General features: G+C 39.8%; 14 protein-coding genes and 1 pseudogene. 14 read left to right on the top strand and 1 reads right to left on the bottom strand.

What is annotated here, in order from left to right:
• Window positions 1-72: 72 nt before the first annotated feature.
• From PUP29_RS02960 to PUP29_RS02950, 3 genes are all read left to right on the top strand, one after another.
• On the top strand, window positions 73-1,029 hold the full coding sequence (locus PUP29_RS02960) for a tyrosine-type recombinase/integrase (protein WP_353423808.1): 957 nt from the start codon (window positions 73-75) through the stop codon (window positions 1,027-1,029).
• A gap of 962 nt (window positions 1,030-1,991) precedes the next feature.
• Window positions 1,992-3,041: a hypothetical protein gene (locus PUP29_RS02955; RefSeq protein WP_079547316.1), complete on the top strand. Its 1,050-nt coding sequence runs from the start codon at window positions 1,992-1,994 to the stop codon at window positions 3,039-3,041.
• 85 nt (window positions 3,042-3,126) lie between these two features.
• On the top strand, window positions 3,127-4,605 hold the full coding sequence (locus tag PUP29_RS02950) for a DEAD/DEAH box helicase family protein (protein ID WP_079547317.1): 1,479 nt from the start codon (window positions 3,127-3,129) through the stop codon (window positions 4,603-4,605).
• Between the two features lie 46 nt (window positions 4,606-4,651).
• Here the strand turns inward: PUP29_RS02950 and PUP29_RS02945 are convergent, their stop codons facing one another.
• Entirely contained in the window at window positions 4,652-4,948 is a 297-nt protein-coding gene (locus PUP29_RS02945; RefSeq protein WP_353423805.1) for a helix-turn-helix transcriptional regulator, read from the bottom strand.
• Window positions 4,949-5,082: 134 nt separating this feature from the next.
• Here PUP29_RS02945 and PUP29_RS02940 point away from each other — a divergent pair, with 134 nt between their 5' ends.
• The 11 genes and pseudogenes from PUP29_RS02940 (at window position 5,083) to purF (ending at window position 16,555) form a co-directional block, all read left to right on the top strand.
• Complete coding sequence (locus PUP29_RS02940; protein ID WP_353423804.1) at window positions 5,083-5,847, top strand: hypothetical protein; 765 nt, start codon at window positions 5,083-5,085, stop codon at window positions 5,845-5,847.
• A 50-nt stretch (window positions 5,848-5,897) separates the two neighbouring features.
• A complete protein-coding gene (locus PUP29_RS02935; protein WP_353423803.1) occupies window positions 5,898-7,514 on the top strand; it encodes an Ltp family lipoprotein in 1,617 nt (538 codons plus the stop codon).
• Between the two features lie 48 nt (window positions 7,515-7,562).
• Window positions 7,563-8,297, top strand: a complete 735-nt coding sequence (locus PUP29_RS02930; protein ID WP_079547320.1) for a hypothetical protein — start codon at window positions 7,563-7,565, stop codon at window positions 8,295-8,297.
• 559 nt (window positions 8,298-8,856) lie between these two features.
• Window positions 8,857-9,465 carry a recombinase family protein gene (locus PUP29_RS02925; protein ID WP_353423802.1) on the top strand — a complete coding sequence of 203 codons (609 nt, stop codon included), beginning with the start codon at window positions 8,857-8,859 and terminating at the stop codon, window positions 9,463-9,465.
• Window positions 9,466-9,496: 31 nt separating this feature from the next.
• On the top strand, window positions 9,497-9,991 hold the full coding sequence (locus PUP29_RS02920; RefSeq protein ID WP_079547321.1) for a hypothetical protein: 495 nt from the start codon (window positions 9,497-9,499) through the stop codon (window positions 9,989-9,991).
• Between the two features lie 628 nt (window positions 9,992-10,619).
• Window positions 10,620-10,910: pseudogene (locus PUP29_RS02915) on the top strand (glutamine-hydrolyzing GMP synthase); the annotation flags it as partial.
• Window positions 10,911-11,202: 292 nt separating this feature from the next.
• Entirely contained in the window at window positions 11,203-11,661 is a 459-nt protein-coding gene (locus PUP29_RS02910; protein ID WP_079547322.1) for an exonuclease domain-containing protein, read from the top strand.
• A gap of 691 nt (window positions 11,662-12,352) precedes the next feature.
• Window positions 12,353-13,810 carry an NCS2 family permease gene (locus PUP29_RS02905; RefSeq protein WP_079547323.1) on the top strand — a complete coding sequence of 486 codons (1,458 nt, stop codon included), beginning with the start codon at window positions 12,353-12,355 and terminating at the stop codon, window positions 13,808-13,810.
• Between the two features lie 77 nt (window positions 13,811-13,887).
• Window positions 13,888-14,379, top strand: coding sequence for a 5-(carboxyamino)imidazole ribonucleotide mutase (gene purE / locus PUP29_RS02900; protein WP_079547324.1), 492 nt, complete (start codon window positions 13,888-13,890; stop codon window positions 14,377-14,379).
• Window positions 14,376-15,092: a phosphoribosylaminoimidazolesuccinocarboxamide synthase gene (gene purC, locus PUP29_RS02895; protein WP_079547325.1), complete on the top strand. Its 717-nt coding sequence runs from the start codon at window positions 14,376-14,378 to the stop codon at window positions 15,090-15,092. Before purE ends, purC begins: the two co-directional genes overlap by 4 nt.
• 5 nt (window positions 15,093-15,097) lie before the next feature.
• On the top strand, window positions 15,098-16,555 hold the full coding sequence (gene purF / locus PUP29_RS02890; protein ID WP_079547326.1) for an amidophosphoribosyltransferase: 1,458 nt from the start codon (window positions 15,098-15,100) through the stop codon (window positions 16,553-16,555).
• The last annotated feature ends 10 nt before the right edge of the window (window positions 16,556-16,565 follow it).

The raw sequence follows: 16,565 nt of genomic DNA, 5'->3' as shown, positions 1-16,565 counted from the left end.
ATCGCATCAAAATTCAAAAGATAGGTGGTAATCATGACCACCTATTTTTTATTTTTGGAGGTGTTATTCCTTATGGAAAAACAGACGAAAGAGCCACAGGTAACAAGAAGAAAAAAGTTATTGGATTGTAAAGTAACGGATATTGGTTATGATGACCTGTACCGTCTTTACGAACAGGAATGTAAATTAAAGAATTTAGCGGACGTAACAATCAAAGGATATGAATTTGCGCACAAGCATTTCTGCGCGTGGGCAGGGAATGATTTACGGTGTTCAGATATCACGCAGGATTTAATCAATGAATATGTATTGTATCTGAAAGATAGGTTAAAACCCGAAACCGTTAATTCCTATCAATTCAAAATATCCCCTGTTATTAAGTACGGCATCAAACGGGGGTACATCAAAGACAATATCCTGTTTGTACATTTAATTGAACAGGAACACATCAAAGACATTTATACGAAAGAAGAATTAGAAACCCTTTTGAAACGTCCCGAAACAAATAATTTTGCGGAATACCGTTCATGGATAATAGTCAATGTATTGCTTGCAACGGGCATACGGGCGCGGGAATTGCGAAAATTACAGGTACAGGATGTGGATATGGACGGGAATATTATTCATTTGCGACACACCAAAAACAGAAAGCCGCGCATCGTACCGATACCGACGACTTTAAGAATCCGTTTAGCAGAATATTTAAGGATACGGAAGGGGACAAAGGAAGAACCGCTATTCTGCAATATTTATGGGGAAGAATTGCCGCGCACCACCCTACAAATCAGTGTTACAAAATACTGCAAAAGACGGGGCGTGGAAAAGCACAGTTTGCATCTGTTCCGGCATACATTTATCACATTAAGTGTAAGAAATGGAATGTCGCCCGTATTGCTTCAACGGATAACAGGACATCAAAGTATGAAAATGCTGAACAATTATTACCAGTTTAACCCCGCCGATTTGGTGAATGTGGTAGACACATTTAATCCACTGGAAGGATTCAACATAAAAAAGAAATTATTTTGACCTATGATATACGCCAGACATCACAGAAAACGGCAGGACAAAGGATATGGTTGAAGGAATAGGATTATAGGATTTATCAATCAGAAAGAAAAAACGGTTACAGGGCATCTGGGGCAGGCTGAACACGAATAGCGGGATTATAGCAAGAAACAAGCGGGGAAATTTCCCCGCCTGTTTCTTAGGGGATATTTCCTTAAATTAAGACGAAAAACACGCGAGAGAAAATATCCTTGCGGAACGAACGGCATTTTTCTTTGATGAAAATTGCCGAAAAACCTGTCAACCATGCGGGTTTCGCGGGCTTATGCAAAGCCAAAGCCCTTGACAATCCCCCTTTTTCATGGTATAATTATACATAAAGAATGAATAATGCGCAGTGTTCATTCTGCACGCTTCCGAAGTGCAAGGAAGTAAAGGGCTGTAGTATAAGGATATCCAGACAGCCCGAAATCCATGCATGGTAAAATAGAATAGTAGGGTAAACAGGTGCATTGCAGTCCTTTGTTGGATAAAGGGATATGATGTATTATGTTTTGTGTACGCTTTTTTCTGGAAAGGGGTGACTATAGCATGAAATACATATAAATAGATACACGCGCAAGCGAAAATGTGTTATACAAGGTGGAAACAGCGGGTGCATGGAACGCAAATCCCTTGACATCATATTTGTTTTATGGAATAATCCAAACAAGGCAGGGCGAAGGACGTTCCTTTTATCTGCGGCATTTTAGAAGCAAGGTTACAGCCGTAACCAATAATTCAAATAAAAAAAAGAATGGGCATATAATGTATAATATAATGAATTTTTATTCATTTATATTTGTGCGCCTAAAAACAAGAAAGAAGGTAGATTATATATGGTTTAAAATAGAATGATATTTAAAATTAAGAATAAATGAAAGGTAGGAAACAAAATTGATAAATCTAATTATAAAACATAAATCATTAAGGAGGAATCAACTATGATAACAGAGCATGATTTTAATATTATGAAGGCTCACTTTACTTGCCTTATGGAACATAATAGTAGGGATAAACATTTAGTATTGACTGATGATATAGACAGTCTAATGACATGTTTATTCTTAAAAAATAGATATAATATTCCTATTGGTGCTTTTTTTGACTTTCGGACAATGGTATATAATCCGTATGTGTTTCAGCCATGGTACTGTGATGGGATACGGCGCAATCATTCCATTTTTGTAGATTGTGCGGTGGTGAATTGGGAATACAATGTAGACCAACATGTAACATGCAGGAATATCCCGGTATCTTTGAATGTGAATACAGGAATTGCCATAGGAAATAACAAATATATTTCAAAATATGCGGGTTCAACCTATCTTACCACATTGATTATGGCAGGTATCAATGTCAATGAATTGCCGGAAAATGAATTGTTATTCTTACTGCTAATTGATTCATTCTATGCACAATATTACCGCGAATATAATAATACATGGGATACATGGGTAAATCTATTGGGATGCCAAGCAATGACAGAAATTGTCCGCGCACACCCTAAGGAATATTTTGAAAATTTACAGCGGGAATTTAAAATTGCCGGATATGGTGATGATAGGAAAAGATTGGGGAAAATATGGATAAAAGATGATGGGCATTTAGATTCTAATATCGACTTTGACGGAATCAGAAATCATTTTGGCATAGAAATTGAATTGCCCGATATTCAATTTAATTATGCGCCGCGTAGGTTTAGAAGGGATGTAAATCTAATAAAATGGATTGATGATAGGGAAAAATACGGAAAAAAATGTAGGCAATACAGAAAGCAGCTAAAGGTAGTTACCCCAGAAGAAGTAGCGACAATGTATACATGCGCTATGGTAGGAACAGATGTTATACGGTATTCAATACCTGAATTTCAGGATTTACGGGTTATATGTATTGATGAAAATCAATCTAACGCCAAAAAGCAAATAGATGTAATTAACCGCATTAATAATGTCCAAGATGCAAAAATAAGGCATTGCTACCAAGATCAATAATCTAAAAAATAATTGAATAAGGGTATGCGAACGGCGCATATTGAATTGCGCTTTGTTTCGTATACCCTTAGAAAGGAATTTAGATATGTATGTATCGGATTTAATAACGGAAGACATCATTGATACATGGTGCGGGAACGACAGGATTTTAATAAAATCGCCCTGCGGAACAGGTAAAACAAAATTTATCACAGATACGTTTTACACCTATGCGAAACAGCGCAGTAAAAAAATATTGATATTAAATAACCGCCGTTTCTTGAAACAACAGACGGAAAAGGAATGTGAAGGAAAAGAAGATGTTATTACTGTCAAGACCTATCAGTCATTGGAACAAAATTTAGATTATGCCAATATGATGTTAGGCGAATATGATTATATCGTTGGGGATGAAGCGCATTATTTCTTTACCGACAGCGTTTTAATGAACAGTAAGACATATAAATTAATGCCTATACTGGAAGAAATAGACCGCCCCGTTATTTTTATGACGGCAACGCCGGAAACATTGGAACAATGGATAACATTCAATGCTAACAATATATTTGACACTGAAAAGCCGCCGCAGATAGAAAAATTGTATTATTTCAGAAAGCGTAAAGCGATAGATAAATTATTGAAAGTGATACCACTGGATGAAAAAGTGATATATTTTTGCAGTGATTTACGGTATATGGAAGAATTATATAATCAATATAAAGATGAATGTATGTTCGTGTGTTCGGAATCGCAGGAATATTATTATAAAAAATATGTTGATAAAGACAGGGTAGAACATGAAATTATCTGCAATGAAACATTTTCCAAACATCTTTTGTTTACTACAAGCGTCCTTGACAACGGGGTTAATTTCAAAGACAGGAATATCAAACATATTATCTGCGATTATGCGGATATTACAACGATGATTCAATGCATTGGACGAAAACGGTATATAGATGAAACCGATACAATCAATTTATATATCATGGATTATATACAGGAAAAATTACAGGGGCGAATCGGATTGATGCATGAATTTTTTCAAAGGATTTCTGAAATAGAAAATATGTCAAAGGAAGAATATGCCCGGAAGTATGAAACCAATTATTTCCATAATGGATTGATATTAAATACAGATGAAACCGAGGAATTATGTTTTACACCGAAATTATCGGTTCAATTAAAATATCAATATGATATTGATTTATATGACGTGATTTTCAGCCGCTATGATAACCGCCATTTTACAAAATATTTATGCGATAAATTAAGATTAGGAAATATGGCATTACAATCATTGGAAGCGGAATACGATAATCAAAAAATAATGGAATTATTTTCTGAAATAGTGAATCAAAAATTATTCGGAAAAAAAATAGAATCCGTCAAGGATTTTTTTCAAAATACTTTAGTGGATGACTGTACGGCACGAAGTATAGGCGGCATCAATACCTATCTACAGAAAAGGGAATTGTACTACTACTTTGAATCAAAACAGGAAAAATCATACAAAGACGGAAACCGTGATAAAACATATTGGATATTAAGGGATTATTCGGATGTTATGGAAGATGTGGGGTAAAAATGGTTAAAATCCTTATAAAAGGCATAAAAAATACCCCAAAATTTTATTTTTGACTGCGGAAGTATTCGGCCAATTCAGTCAACATGCCAATTTCTTTATCGGATAAGTCATTTGCATCAATCAACATATTCGTTTCTAGCCCAAGCAAATAATCGGTAGAAACATGGAATAAATCAGCCATAGCAATCACATATTGCACGGTAGGACAGGAAACGCCCATTTCCCAAGCGTTCACGGAAGCGCGGGTTATTTCTAATTGTTTGGCTAATCCTGCCTGTGTCATATCATATTTTTCCCGAAGCATTTTGATGCGGTTAGCAATTTTATCTTTGATTATCATGGCAATATCCTTTCTGATTATTTTGATGTTATATAATCAAATAAAATATTGCATTATCTAAAAGAGGTTTTGAATTGACTTAACGGAATATGACATTTATAATTTGATTATCAAAAAGAGGTTTATAACATACTATGAAGCAAAGTATTTTTGATTACTGCGAATGGAATAATATGCAGATTCAATTTCTGTTGGAAGAATTGCGGGCAAATAATATTGCCCCGCAATATGGTTTTGAATTACAAAAGACAGTCAATTTGAACCGCCGCAGAAATTGGGTGAAATGGGATTCGTGTAATGTAATTGATTTACCACGCATGGAAGGGATAGCCGTTGATGATATCCACCGGAAAATAATTTTGTTTTTTTATTCGGGTGATTTACTGCAAACCAATGCTCTTGAAGATGAAAGCCGCGCTTATGACTTTCTGCTATTTGATTTTGACGATATATTAGGTGTCCGATTGGAAACGGACGCGCGGCGCATTTATGAAACAACAGTAGACGAAAGCATCTTACCGCCTGCGCCTGCCCGAACGCTTAAGGGGATTATCAAAGAATTATATCCAAATGAAATTATTTTAACATTGGCAACGCGCCGCGCGGATGCACAGGTGATACGGTTGCATATACAAAGGGCAGAAGATGGTTCGCTTGATAAATATATTTCAAATGCGATGAACGGAATATTTTCGGCATTAAATAAGAAAATAGCCGTTTTATCGGGAACGGACGAAAAATCCTATATATTAAAAAGGGTTTATAGGGATGACTGCCGGGATGTTCAATTACAGGGAATACAGGATATCAGAAATATGCTTTGCTTATTTGCGGTTAGAATTGGCGCGGTAGTTAATAAGAATATGGAGACATCATACCATTATAAATCTATAAATTAAAAATTTATTTAAAAATAAATTTTTTAAAATCCAAAAAAGGAGAAAGTAAGATGAAAAGGATAATCTGTCTGGCAGTTGTATTGCTGATGATTGTTTTCTCAATAGCAGGATGTACTCAAGAAGGGCAACAGCAATCGTCAGAACCTACAGAAACGACTACCTCAAGTGCTGAACAACAGGAAAGCGAAGAACAGTCAAATGATGAATATGAAGATGAACTGTTTGCGGAAGCGGCACAATTCTTAAATAATAAGGATTATGTTTCGGCGCATGAAGTAGCGGAAAAAAGCACATCGGGGAAATGCAGGGATGCGGTTGAATATGCTATTGCAGATGCGTTTTCAAGGGAAATGTTATATGGAGTGAATGTTATTACTGAGATTCTTAATACGGTAACCGCTGAAAGCAATGTGATAAATGACACGATGTTAAAAGCGGTAGCTAATGTACCCGTATTGGCTGAAGAGCGGGTAGAGCCGTTATATCGGATTACGAGTGAAATTCCGAAAGATATTTTACCAGAGGAAGTACATACGAACTACGATAGTTATCTACAGTTGTTGGATTTAGGCAAGCAAATACTGTCTACTTTACCGGACTGTTGGAATGATTCGGGGGAACAAACGGAATATATGACTGAATGGAACGCTATATCTGCAACTTATAGCGAAATGTTGACACCAACCTTAGATACTACTCAATACCTAAACGAAGGATATACACTTCCGGCAGAGTACCGTGAATTATTGGATGCGAACGTTTTCTTTAATTATGGGTCGGGTACAAGTGCATTAAAGATAGATGATGATAGTTCGCAGGCTACGGAAGGCGATTTCCGAAATGCTGTATGGGGAATGTCGCAGGATGAAGTAAAACAGTCGGAAACCGTAGAATTGATTGATGTGAACGGCGTATTGGGCAGCGGTGAATTTTCAAATTGGGAAGATGACATCGTACAGCGAGAACTTGATGGTAGTACAGATGTATACTTATATGGCGCGGTAACCGATAATGAGGGAGCGGAAAACATCATTTCGCATGTTTTCTACGGATTCAATACGAACGGGCAACTATCCAACGTAAGGGTTTACATTGGGAAAGACGTAGGAAGTTATGCCGATGCAGAAGAACAAAAGGCTATTGCCACGCAACTTTATAATACTTTTACGGAAAAATATGGGGAACCGGTATCCGCTTCTGATGAAAAAGATAGTGGCGCATGGCAAACGGACAGAAGTGTCGTTGCATTAAATTGCCAAAATAACGAAGAGCGGGGATGGGAAGGGATTTGGTTACAATTTATATCGCAGACGATTGACCTATCGTCATCTGTAGAAGATTCTGATGTACAGGAAGATAAATCGACAAATAAAAGTACAACGGTCAGTCAAAGCAACGCGGTAAATAGGGCAAAAAGTTATTTAGATTATACGGCGTTTTCGAGACAGGGATTGATAGAACAGTTGGAATACGAAGGATTTTCAAATGCAGATGCGACCTACGGCGCAGATCATAGCGGTGCAGACTGGATGGAACAGGCGGTAAAAAAGGCAGAAAGTTATTTAGAATATTCGTCTTTTTCAAGGTCGGGGCTGATAGACCAGTTGGAATATGAAGGATTTACGCATGAACAGGCAGTACATGGCGTTAATTCAGTCGGATTATAAATACGCTCTATGCTGAATGACAACGGAATGCGGGAAAGGAAAATGAAGATGAAAAAGATTGTAGGTTTGATTTTAACCATATGTTTTATTTGTGTATTCCTGATTTGCGGATGCTCTCAAGCACAGGCAATACAAGAGGCCATCGGTAATAAAGATTTTGGAATGGCACGTACGCAAATTGAAGAAATACAGGGCGGTTCTGAAAAAGATGAAATCACGGAGAACTACGAGGATGCGTTGTTTGCTGAAGCCGCGCCTTTATTAAATGACCATCGGTTTATAGAAGCAGATGAATTAGGAAAGCAAAGTATATCAGGAAAAGCACAAGAAGCGATTACACATATCATTTTACAATATTATGTAGCTAGCCTTGGTGATGGATTTACTGCGATTACAAATTCTACATCAAGTGCGATGGATATGATGAATATCGATAAGTCAGCGTCTATGAGCGCGTTTTCAACATTTGCAGAAGCATTTACACCTTATATAGAATTGAATGACGAAGTACCAAAAGATATACTACCGGATGAATTTTCAGAACTTCATGAGCTCGCGGGAACGCTATTTTCAGATGTTTATCATGTATTTGCTGAAATTCATAACCATATAGATGAAAATGGGCAAGTAGATAACGAATTTAATGAATTATTTGCTAAGGTTAGTAGTTCGCTATCTACTATATCCATCATGCTGCAAGATTTATCACAGCAATATACGGGCTTCGCCTATCAATTGCCGGAGGAGTACAAAGAGTTGATAACTTTACCATCCATATCCTAAAAATGACTAAACCGTGATGCAGAAAATAATATCGGAATAGAAACGGGCAGAAATTATTAGCGGATATTTTTATTATGTTACGAAAAAAAGATGTACTAGTATAGGATGATTAGCGGGATTTTTAAGTGATATATTCCCGCTTTTCACTTATAATAACAATGCCGTATAACATTTTTTTACGGTATAACGCAAAAGAAAATGTCTATATAATTTATAGGCATTTTTTATGCTTATATTTATACGGAAGCAAAATCATTTTTTTGATTTTGCCTGTGAATGTGTATTTTGCGTTTTAAGGTGTTTTGACAGGCATGTGGTGCTTTTGATTGCTTGTATCATAAATCTGTTCTGAGGAGGTTATATGAGACGACAACGCTATATCTGATTGATTTATGTCTATAAAGGTATACCTTTACAGACAAGGAAAAAGAGGACTGAATCGTAAGAAATAACCGTCTTTAAATTATAAAAAATAATTTAAAGATATATCTGCAAATATATTGACATTTAGAGATGTACTCGATATAATTCCGGTATCAAACAAGGACGGTGGTCTACAATGTGTGAAATGAGAATACACGGATATGCGCGGGTATCTTCTAAAGACCAAAATGCGGAACGGCAGATTGCGGCATTAAAGGAATTTGGCGTACAGGACAGGGATATTTACACAGATAAAATAAGCGGGAAATCTTTTGACCGTCCTGCTTATAATACAATGATAAATATGCTCCGCAAAGGGGATTTGCTTGTTATCCAATCCATTGACCGATTGGGACGCAATTATACTGAAATACAAGGGCAATGGAAACATATCACGGAAGAGGTGGGAGCGGATATTAAAGTGTTGGATATGCCTCTTTTGGATACACGGACAACAGGGGAAACGATAGACAGCCGTTTTGTTGCTGATTTAACGTTACAAATACTTTCTTATGTGGCGCAGAAGGAACGGGAAAGCATCAAGGTAAGACAGGCGCAAGGCATAGCGGCGGCAAAGGCGAAAGGAAGGGTGTTAGGCAGACCAAAAGCCACTTATCCCGATAATTGGAAAGAAGTATACAAAGAATGGAAAGAGGGGGCTATAACAGCGGTCAAGGCGATGGATAAATTAGGGTTGAAACGTTGCACGTTCTATAAATTGGTGAAGCGGTATGAAGCGCAATAGTGGTATATGATACAAGTATGAAAGGCAAATTATGAGCAAGCAAGATTTTTTGTATAGCTTTGAAATAAGTTACCAAGAAGCAATAGACACTATCAATAGAAGTTGTAGTAATTCAAATGGTGTTTCGCTTTCAAAAGAAGTACATCATAAATTAGGAATTTTAATACACTCGATGATGGATTTATGGGGCAGAATAGCGCCAGACAATAATAACATGCTTGAAGAAGAAAAAAAGATTATGCAGGCTTTTAGGTTTATTTGCAATGAATTGAAGCATAACAAAGAATATATTAGTATTCACAAGAGGGTTAGCAGTTCAACTTTTCCCTTTTCTTTTCCTTTTCGGTTTGGTAGCAACTCTTATATCGAATGGAAAGAGGCTGACGTTAAATCTAATATCAAATTTGAAAACCAACGAAAGGCCTATCAATCGATGTTAGCGGGGAAATCGGTAATAGCGACTATTCAAACTGCAAGAGAGATAATCGAAAAATATATCTCTGGAAGTCGTTGTGATAATTTTTAAATAGACAAGCAAATTTATTTGACTATTAGCGAAAATAGGTTATAATAAAAGCAGGGACACAACCGCAAAGCGGTTAGCCCGCGAAGTTATTTCAAGTGAAAATAACTGCCCGTGCCGGGGCGGTTATTTTTTATCCTTCGAAATCTGCCAAACAATGATTAATATCACTGCAAAAACGACAAGATATTCCATTGGCATCACCACTCTCTAGCCCTAAATAGGGAGATGTGGCTAACCGCCCGCTTTTGTATCCCTGCCCTTATATTTTATCATAGCGTGATTCAGCCGACAATTAGTAACATTAGAGTGGGAATAGGGCAAGGGGATGGTAAACATTTTTCACCTTAATTGAAAAATAGAAGATTCTAGTTAGTAGGTAAATTCCCGAACGCTGATGCTAAAACAATAAATCAATATTCGTGACATATTAGATGATTTCCCACTGCAACGTAGGCAATTCCCACTGAAAAAAGGGGCTGTTTTTTAGTGGGAAAGGGCTCCAAAAGAGGATTTCATATGGTATGATATAAATGGTACATGGAAACCACCTAGATTTTGAAAAACATGGTGGCTTTCCCACTACAAACAAACCAATAGTGATGGGCGTAAATGGTTTTGTTATGCGGTTATTTTCCGTGATGAAATTGCTAAAGCAGGGCTAGATGAGAAAATATGGCAGTATTTTGCAGTGTTGACAGATATGCGTTCTGTTGGTGTGATGGGAGATGAAAGAACCTATGATTACACAGTTGCGCTTCGCGGTGTAACCAGCATAGACGCAATGACGGCAGATTGGGCGCGTATCCCATATGATGTGCTCGGAACAATTTCAAACCGAATCATTAACGAAGTGGCCCATATTAACCGTATTGTTTATGACATTACGTCAAAGCCCCCGGCGACAATCGAGTGGGAATGATTTCTCTCCTTTGAAGAGCCCGTAAATAAAGGCTTTTCGCCGCTTTGAAGCCCTTAATGGCAACATTATTTGGATGATTGCAAAAGTAAAGAGCTATCTGATTTCAAGTTGAAGTCAGATAGCCCTTTTTTGTTGATATGTAAAATTGATTTATATTTTCTGTCGAATCATGCCGCTAAAAGTAAAGGTGAAATGCTGTCCTATAAAAATGGAAAAATTGTTTTCAATATCCGCAAGCGTTTGAAAATGATGCGAGATAAGGAAATCTTGTGAATAAAAAAGGAGTACAGAAATGGATACTATCATTCTGGATATGGAATGGAATCAGCCGTTTAGCAAGAAAAGAATGGTGAAAAGCCCCGTGTGCTTAACCGGAGAAATTATACAAATAGGGGTAGTTAAACTGGATAAGAACTATTGTATTGTAGATACTTTTAAAATAATGATCACGCCGCAATATTATACCAAAATGCACAAAAAGGTTTCTGATCTCACGAAAATTACAACGGAGGAGTTGCAATATGGTTTTTCATTTCCTGCTGCATTGAAATATTTTAGAGCGTGGTGCGGTAAAGAATTTATATTTCTGACATGGGGAACTGATGATATCACTACACTTCATGCTAATCTGGAGCTTCACGGATTAGATTCCGCTTGGATTCCCGAATCATATGATATCCAGCCTATTTTTGACGAGCAGATTACGAAAGAAAAGCGTCAAGTATCCCTTTCCGATGCAGCAAAAAAATAGGTGCGCCAACACTTGAAGCTCATGATGCGTTACATGATGCAATAAATACAGCCAGTATTTGCCGATACCTTGACATGTCCAAAGGCATTGACGCTTATGATAAAATTCAAAAGAAAGGACAGAGCAATAAAAACTGCGTATTGTAAAAAAATTCGATAAGCTCTATTCTGCGAGGATGGCGGCTCTTGGAGATCCGCAATTGACCCGGTTCTATTGTGGATCATGCGGTTCACAAATTGTCTGCAAAGAGACTATACGGCAGAATACTGATAAGTATATTGGGATTGGCTACTGCGAGAATGGAGAGGAAATATTTATTAGATTTTAAATTTAGAAAGTGCCGGAATGGCAATTTTTATGTTTCGCGTATTATCTATCAAATGAATGGGAACAATAAACAATATCATTTGCTGAAAAAGCAGAAAGTCGAAGAAGCTCTGGATACCTATTAATAAAATTTATCAGTTTGAAGATCTGTCCTATAGCTTATAGCTATCGCTCAAAAGCCAGATATTTTGGAAATACAGAAGGTAGGGAAGGGGGATGAAATAAATTATATTCGGAATATATCGAACAATAAAGATACGATTGGATAAATAGTTCGATAGTATATTGCGCTATGTTTCCCTTTCAAGTATGATAAATACGTAAGCTTTTTGGCTTATATATCATATTTGCAGGAGGTATCATAATGGAAAGGTTTTTCAAGCTGAAGGAAAACGGAACCAAGGCATCGACCGAAGTGATCGCCGGATTAACGACGTTCTTCGCGATGTCCTACATCATTTTTGTCAATCCGAGCATTCTTTCAGCAACGGGCATGCCGACACAGGCAGTATTCTTGGCAACGATCATTGCGGCGGCGATTGGTACGCTGGTAATGGCGTTGTTTGCAAACGTACCGTATGCGCAGGCGCCGGGTATGGGGCTGAATGCGTTTTTTACGTATACAGTATGCTTTGCACTGGGCTTCACATGGCAGCAGGCGCTGGCAATGGTCTTTATTTGCGGTATCGTAAATATCATTATTACGGTAACAAAGCTCCGCAAAGCAATCATCAAATCTATCCCTGAATCATTGCAGCATGCGATTGGAGGCGGTATTGGTATCTTTGTCGCATACATTGGTATCAAGAATGCGAATCTGATCAATTTTACTTCCGATCCGGGTACGATCATGTCTATCAACGGCTCTGCATTTGCAGCTGACGCGACCTATACGGGGATCACCAGTGTTGTATCAAGCGGCGGTGCGGTTCCGGCACTGGCGACATTCAATACGCCGGCTCTGATCCTCGCACTTATCGGTGTGATTATCACGATCGTTCTTTTGGTTGCAAAAGTAAAAGGAGCAATTTTGATCGGTATTGCGATTACAACCGTTATTGCGATCCCGATGGGCGTAGCAGATGTATCCTCTGTAAGCCTCAGCGCAGACAGCCTTGGCAATTCGTTCAGCGAATTGGGAACGACGTTCGGTGCCGCCTTTGGGCCGGAGGGGATGCAGAGCTTATTTGCAGACCCGTCCAAGATCGTTTTGGTCATTATGACAATATTTGCCTTTAGTATTTCTGATACGTTCGATACGATCGGAACCTTTATTGGTACAGGACGCCGCAGCGGCATCTTCAGCGCAGAAGATATGAAGCAGATGGAGACCAGCAAAGGCTTCAAATCCAAAATGGACAAAGCGTTGTTTGCTGATGCGATCGCGACCTCCGTTGGCGCGATCGTAGGCACTTCCAACACGACGACATTTGTAGAAAGCTCTGCAGGAATAGGTGCCGGCGGACGTACCGGACTGACCAGTTTAGTGACGGCCATTGCACTTTTGGCCTGTATGTTCCTTGCGCCGGTCATGGGCATCGTTCCATCAGAGGCAACTGCTCCGGCGCTGATTGCCGTAGGTATTATGATGATGTCTTCCTTTAAGGAGATCAAATGGGGAGAATTCGAAGAAGCGGTTCCAGCATTCTTTGCAGGAATCTTTATGGCTCTGTGCTACAGCATCTCCTATGGTATTGCAGCAGGTTTCCTGTTCTATTGCATCGTCAAGATCGTGCGCGGCAAGGCGAAAGAACTCCATCCTATTCTGGTGGTGTCCACGATTTTGTTTGTGATCAACTTTATCATATTGGCAGTAATTTAATGAGAACGACGTTAAGCCGGCGAAAGCCGGCTTAACAGTATGTTTTATATTACGAATGAGTTTTAAAGGAGAAAGAAATGAAAGCAGCAGTAATTATGGGCTCAAAAAGTGATTTGCCGGTCTTAAAGCCTGCAATAGACACATTGAGAGATTTTGGAATCGAGGTAGAAGCGCATATTATGTCTGCGCACCGTACGCCTGAGCTTGCGGCGGATTTTGCCAAAAACGCGAAGGATAACGGTGTTGAGGTAATCATTGCCGCTGCAGGAAAAGCGGCGCATCTGGCCGGAGTGATCGCGGGGCACACGATTCTGCCCGTCATTGGCCTGCCAATCAAATCATCTACTATGGATGGTATGGATTCCCTGCTTTCCACCGTCCAAATGCCGGAAGGGATCCCGGTCGCTACGGTAGCGATCAACGGCGGCAAAAATGCCGCGCTTTTAGCAGTGCAGATTCTCGCATTGAAGTATGATACGTTAAGCGATTTATTATATAAATTTAAAGAAGAGATGCAGCTCAAGGTAGTAGCGGCAGACGCTGAACTCAAGGAGGAGTTATCGAAATGAAAAAGATGGAGCAGTTGTATGAGGGCAAGGCGAAAAAAGTATTCAGAACAGAGGATCCAAATTATGTGATTGTAGATTATAAGGACGACGCGACGGCGTTCAATGGGCTGAAAAAGGGAACAATCGTCGGAAAAGGAGCCGTAAATAATAAAGTATCGAATCATATGTTCAGAATGCTGGAAAAACACGGAATACCCACACATTATGTGGAGGAGCTTTCTGATCGTGAAACGGTCGTAAAGAGCGTCTCGATCGTTCCGGTAGAGGTGATCGTACGTAATATTGCTGCGGGAAGCCTTTCCAAGCGGCTCGGGATTCCGGAAGGAACCAAGCTGAAATCGACGGTGTTGGAATACAGCTATAAAAACGACGAGCTCGGCGATCCGATGATTAACGATTATCACGTATATGCGATGGAGCTTGCGACGCCTGAGGAAATGGAAAAAATTGCGGAATATTCGTTTAAAGTAAATGAGATCATGACAGATTATCTCAAGCAGTTTGGGATCGAACTGATCGACTTTAAGCTTGAATATGGCCGGTGTCAGGAGTGCGGCGGAAAAATCATCCTTGCCGATGAGATATCGCCGGACACCTGCAGGTTCTGGGATTCCAAAACGGGAGAAAAGCTTGATAAAGATCGTTTTCGTCAGGACCTCGGCCATGTGGAAGATGCTTATCAGGAAATTTTGAAAAGACTGATGGGAGAATGACATCTATGTGTAAGCTCACATCCTGTCAATATGACCGCTGGAAACCAAAGGACGATGTGATGCCGGAAGAATGCGGCGTATTTGGGATCTTTATGGACGATCAGCGTTACGACCCGGCAGAGGCGGCCTACGTAGGACTTTATGCGCTTCAGCACAGAGGACAGGAAAGCGCGGGAATTGCCGTTACAGATGGAAAAGACGTTAAATTCCATAAGGGAATGGGCTTGTGTTCTGAGGTGTTCAAGGATAATCTTGGGAAACTATTGGGAGGACATATCGGGATCGGCCATGTGCGGTATTCAACAACGGGGGACAGTAGAGCGGGAAACGCACAGCCCCTCGTTATGTCGTACCGCGGCGGGAGACTTGCGCTTGCACATAACGGCAACCTGATCAACAGCAGTGTTTTACGGGAGCGGCTGGAAGAGGAAGGCTCTATTTTTCAGACCACTCTTGATACGGAAGTCATGGCAAATCTGATTGCACGGCAATCGAAAGAAGGGATTTTAAAAGCGATCACTGCAATGATGAGGGTCGTAAAAGGCTCTTATGCGCTTGTCATTATGACACAGGATGAATTGATTGCAGTCCGTGACCCGTTAGGCATTCGCCCTCTTGCGTTAGGGAAACTTGACAACAATTATGTAGTAGCCTCTGAATCGTGTGCATTCGATGCGATCGATGCGGAATTCGTACGGGATATCCGGCCGGGTGAGATCGTCGTTGTTAATAAGAATGGTTTAAAGTCTTATCAGGCCCAATCGTCGATGGAAACGGCATTGTGTGTATTTGAGTATGTCTATTTTGCCAGACCGGATTCAGATATTGATGGGATCAGTGTATACCGTTCAAGGGAAAACATGGGAACAAGGCTTGCACAGGCTTTTCCGATCGAGGCGGACCTTGTTAGCGATGTGCCGGATTCGGCAACACCGGCCGCATCGGGCTATGCAGCGGAAAGCGGGATACCTTATGCGAAAGCATTGGCAAAAAACCGCTATGTCGGGCGCACGTTTATTCAACCGTCACAGGCACTTCGGGAACGCGGCGTAAAGCTGAAGCTGAATGCCATGAAACGAAATGTGCATGGGAAGCGGTTGATTTTGATCGATGATTCTATCGTCCGCGGCACAACGAGCCGTAAGATCGTAGAAATGCTGAGGCTCGCAGGGGCGCGGGAGGTGCACATGCTGATCAGCTCTCCGCCGGTCGTATGTCCCTGTTTTTTCGGGATCGATACACCTTCCCATGACCAGCTGATTGGGTCCAAAAATTCCGTGGAGGAGATACGGAGGATCATTGGAGCGGATACGCTGCATTACCTCTCGATCGACGATCTGCTGAAAACGGTGGAAGGAGCGGGATGTAATTTTTGCGTAGGTTGTTTTAACGGATGTTATCCGATCGATATTCGGAAAGCTCTGAAAGAGACAGAGCAGCTTGACTTAAAGACGATTGAATAAAGTAGAGGAG

Source organism: Christensenella massiliensis, from assembly GCF_040409835.1.
In the GTDB taxonomy this organism is placed as follows: domain Bacteria; phylum Bacillota; class Clostridia; order Christensenellales; family Christensenellaceae; genus Christensenella; species Christensenella massiliensis.
Note: the sequence above shows the minus strand (reverse complement) of the source record. Positions and strands in the feature narration are given on the sequence as shown.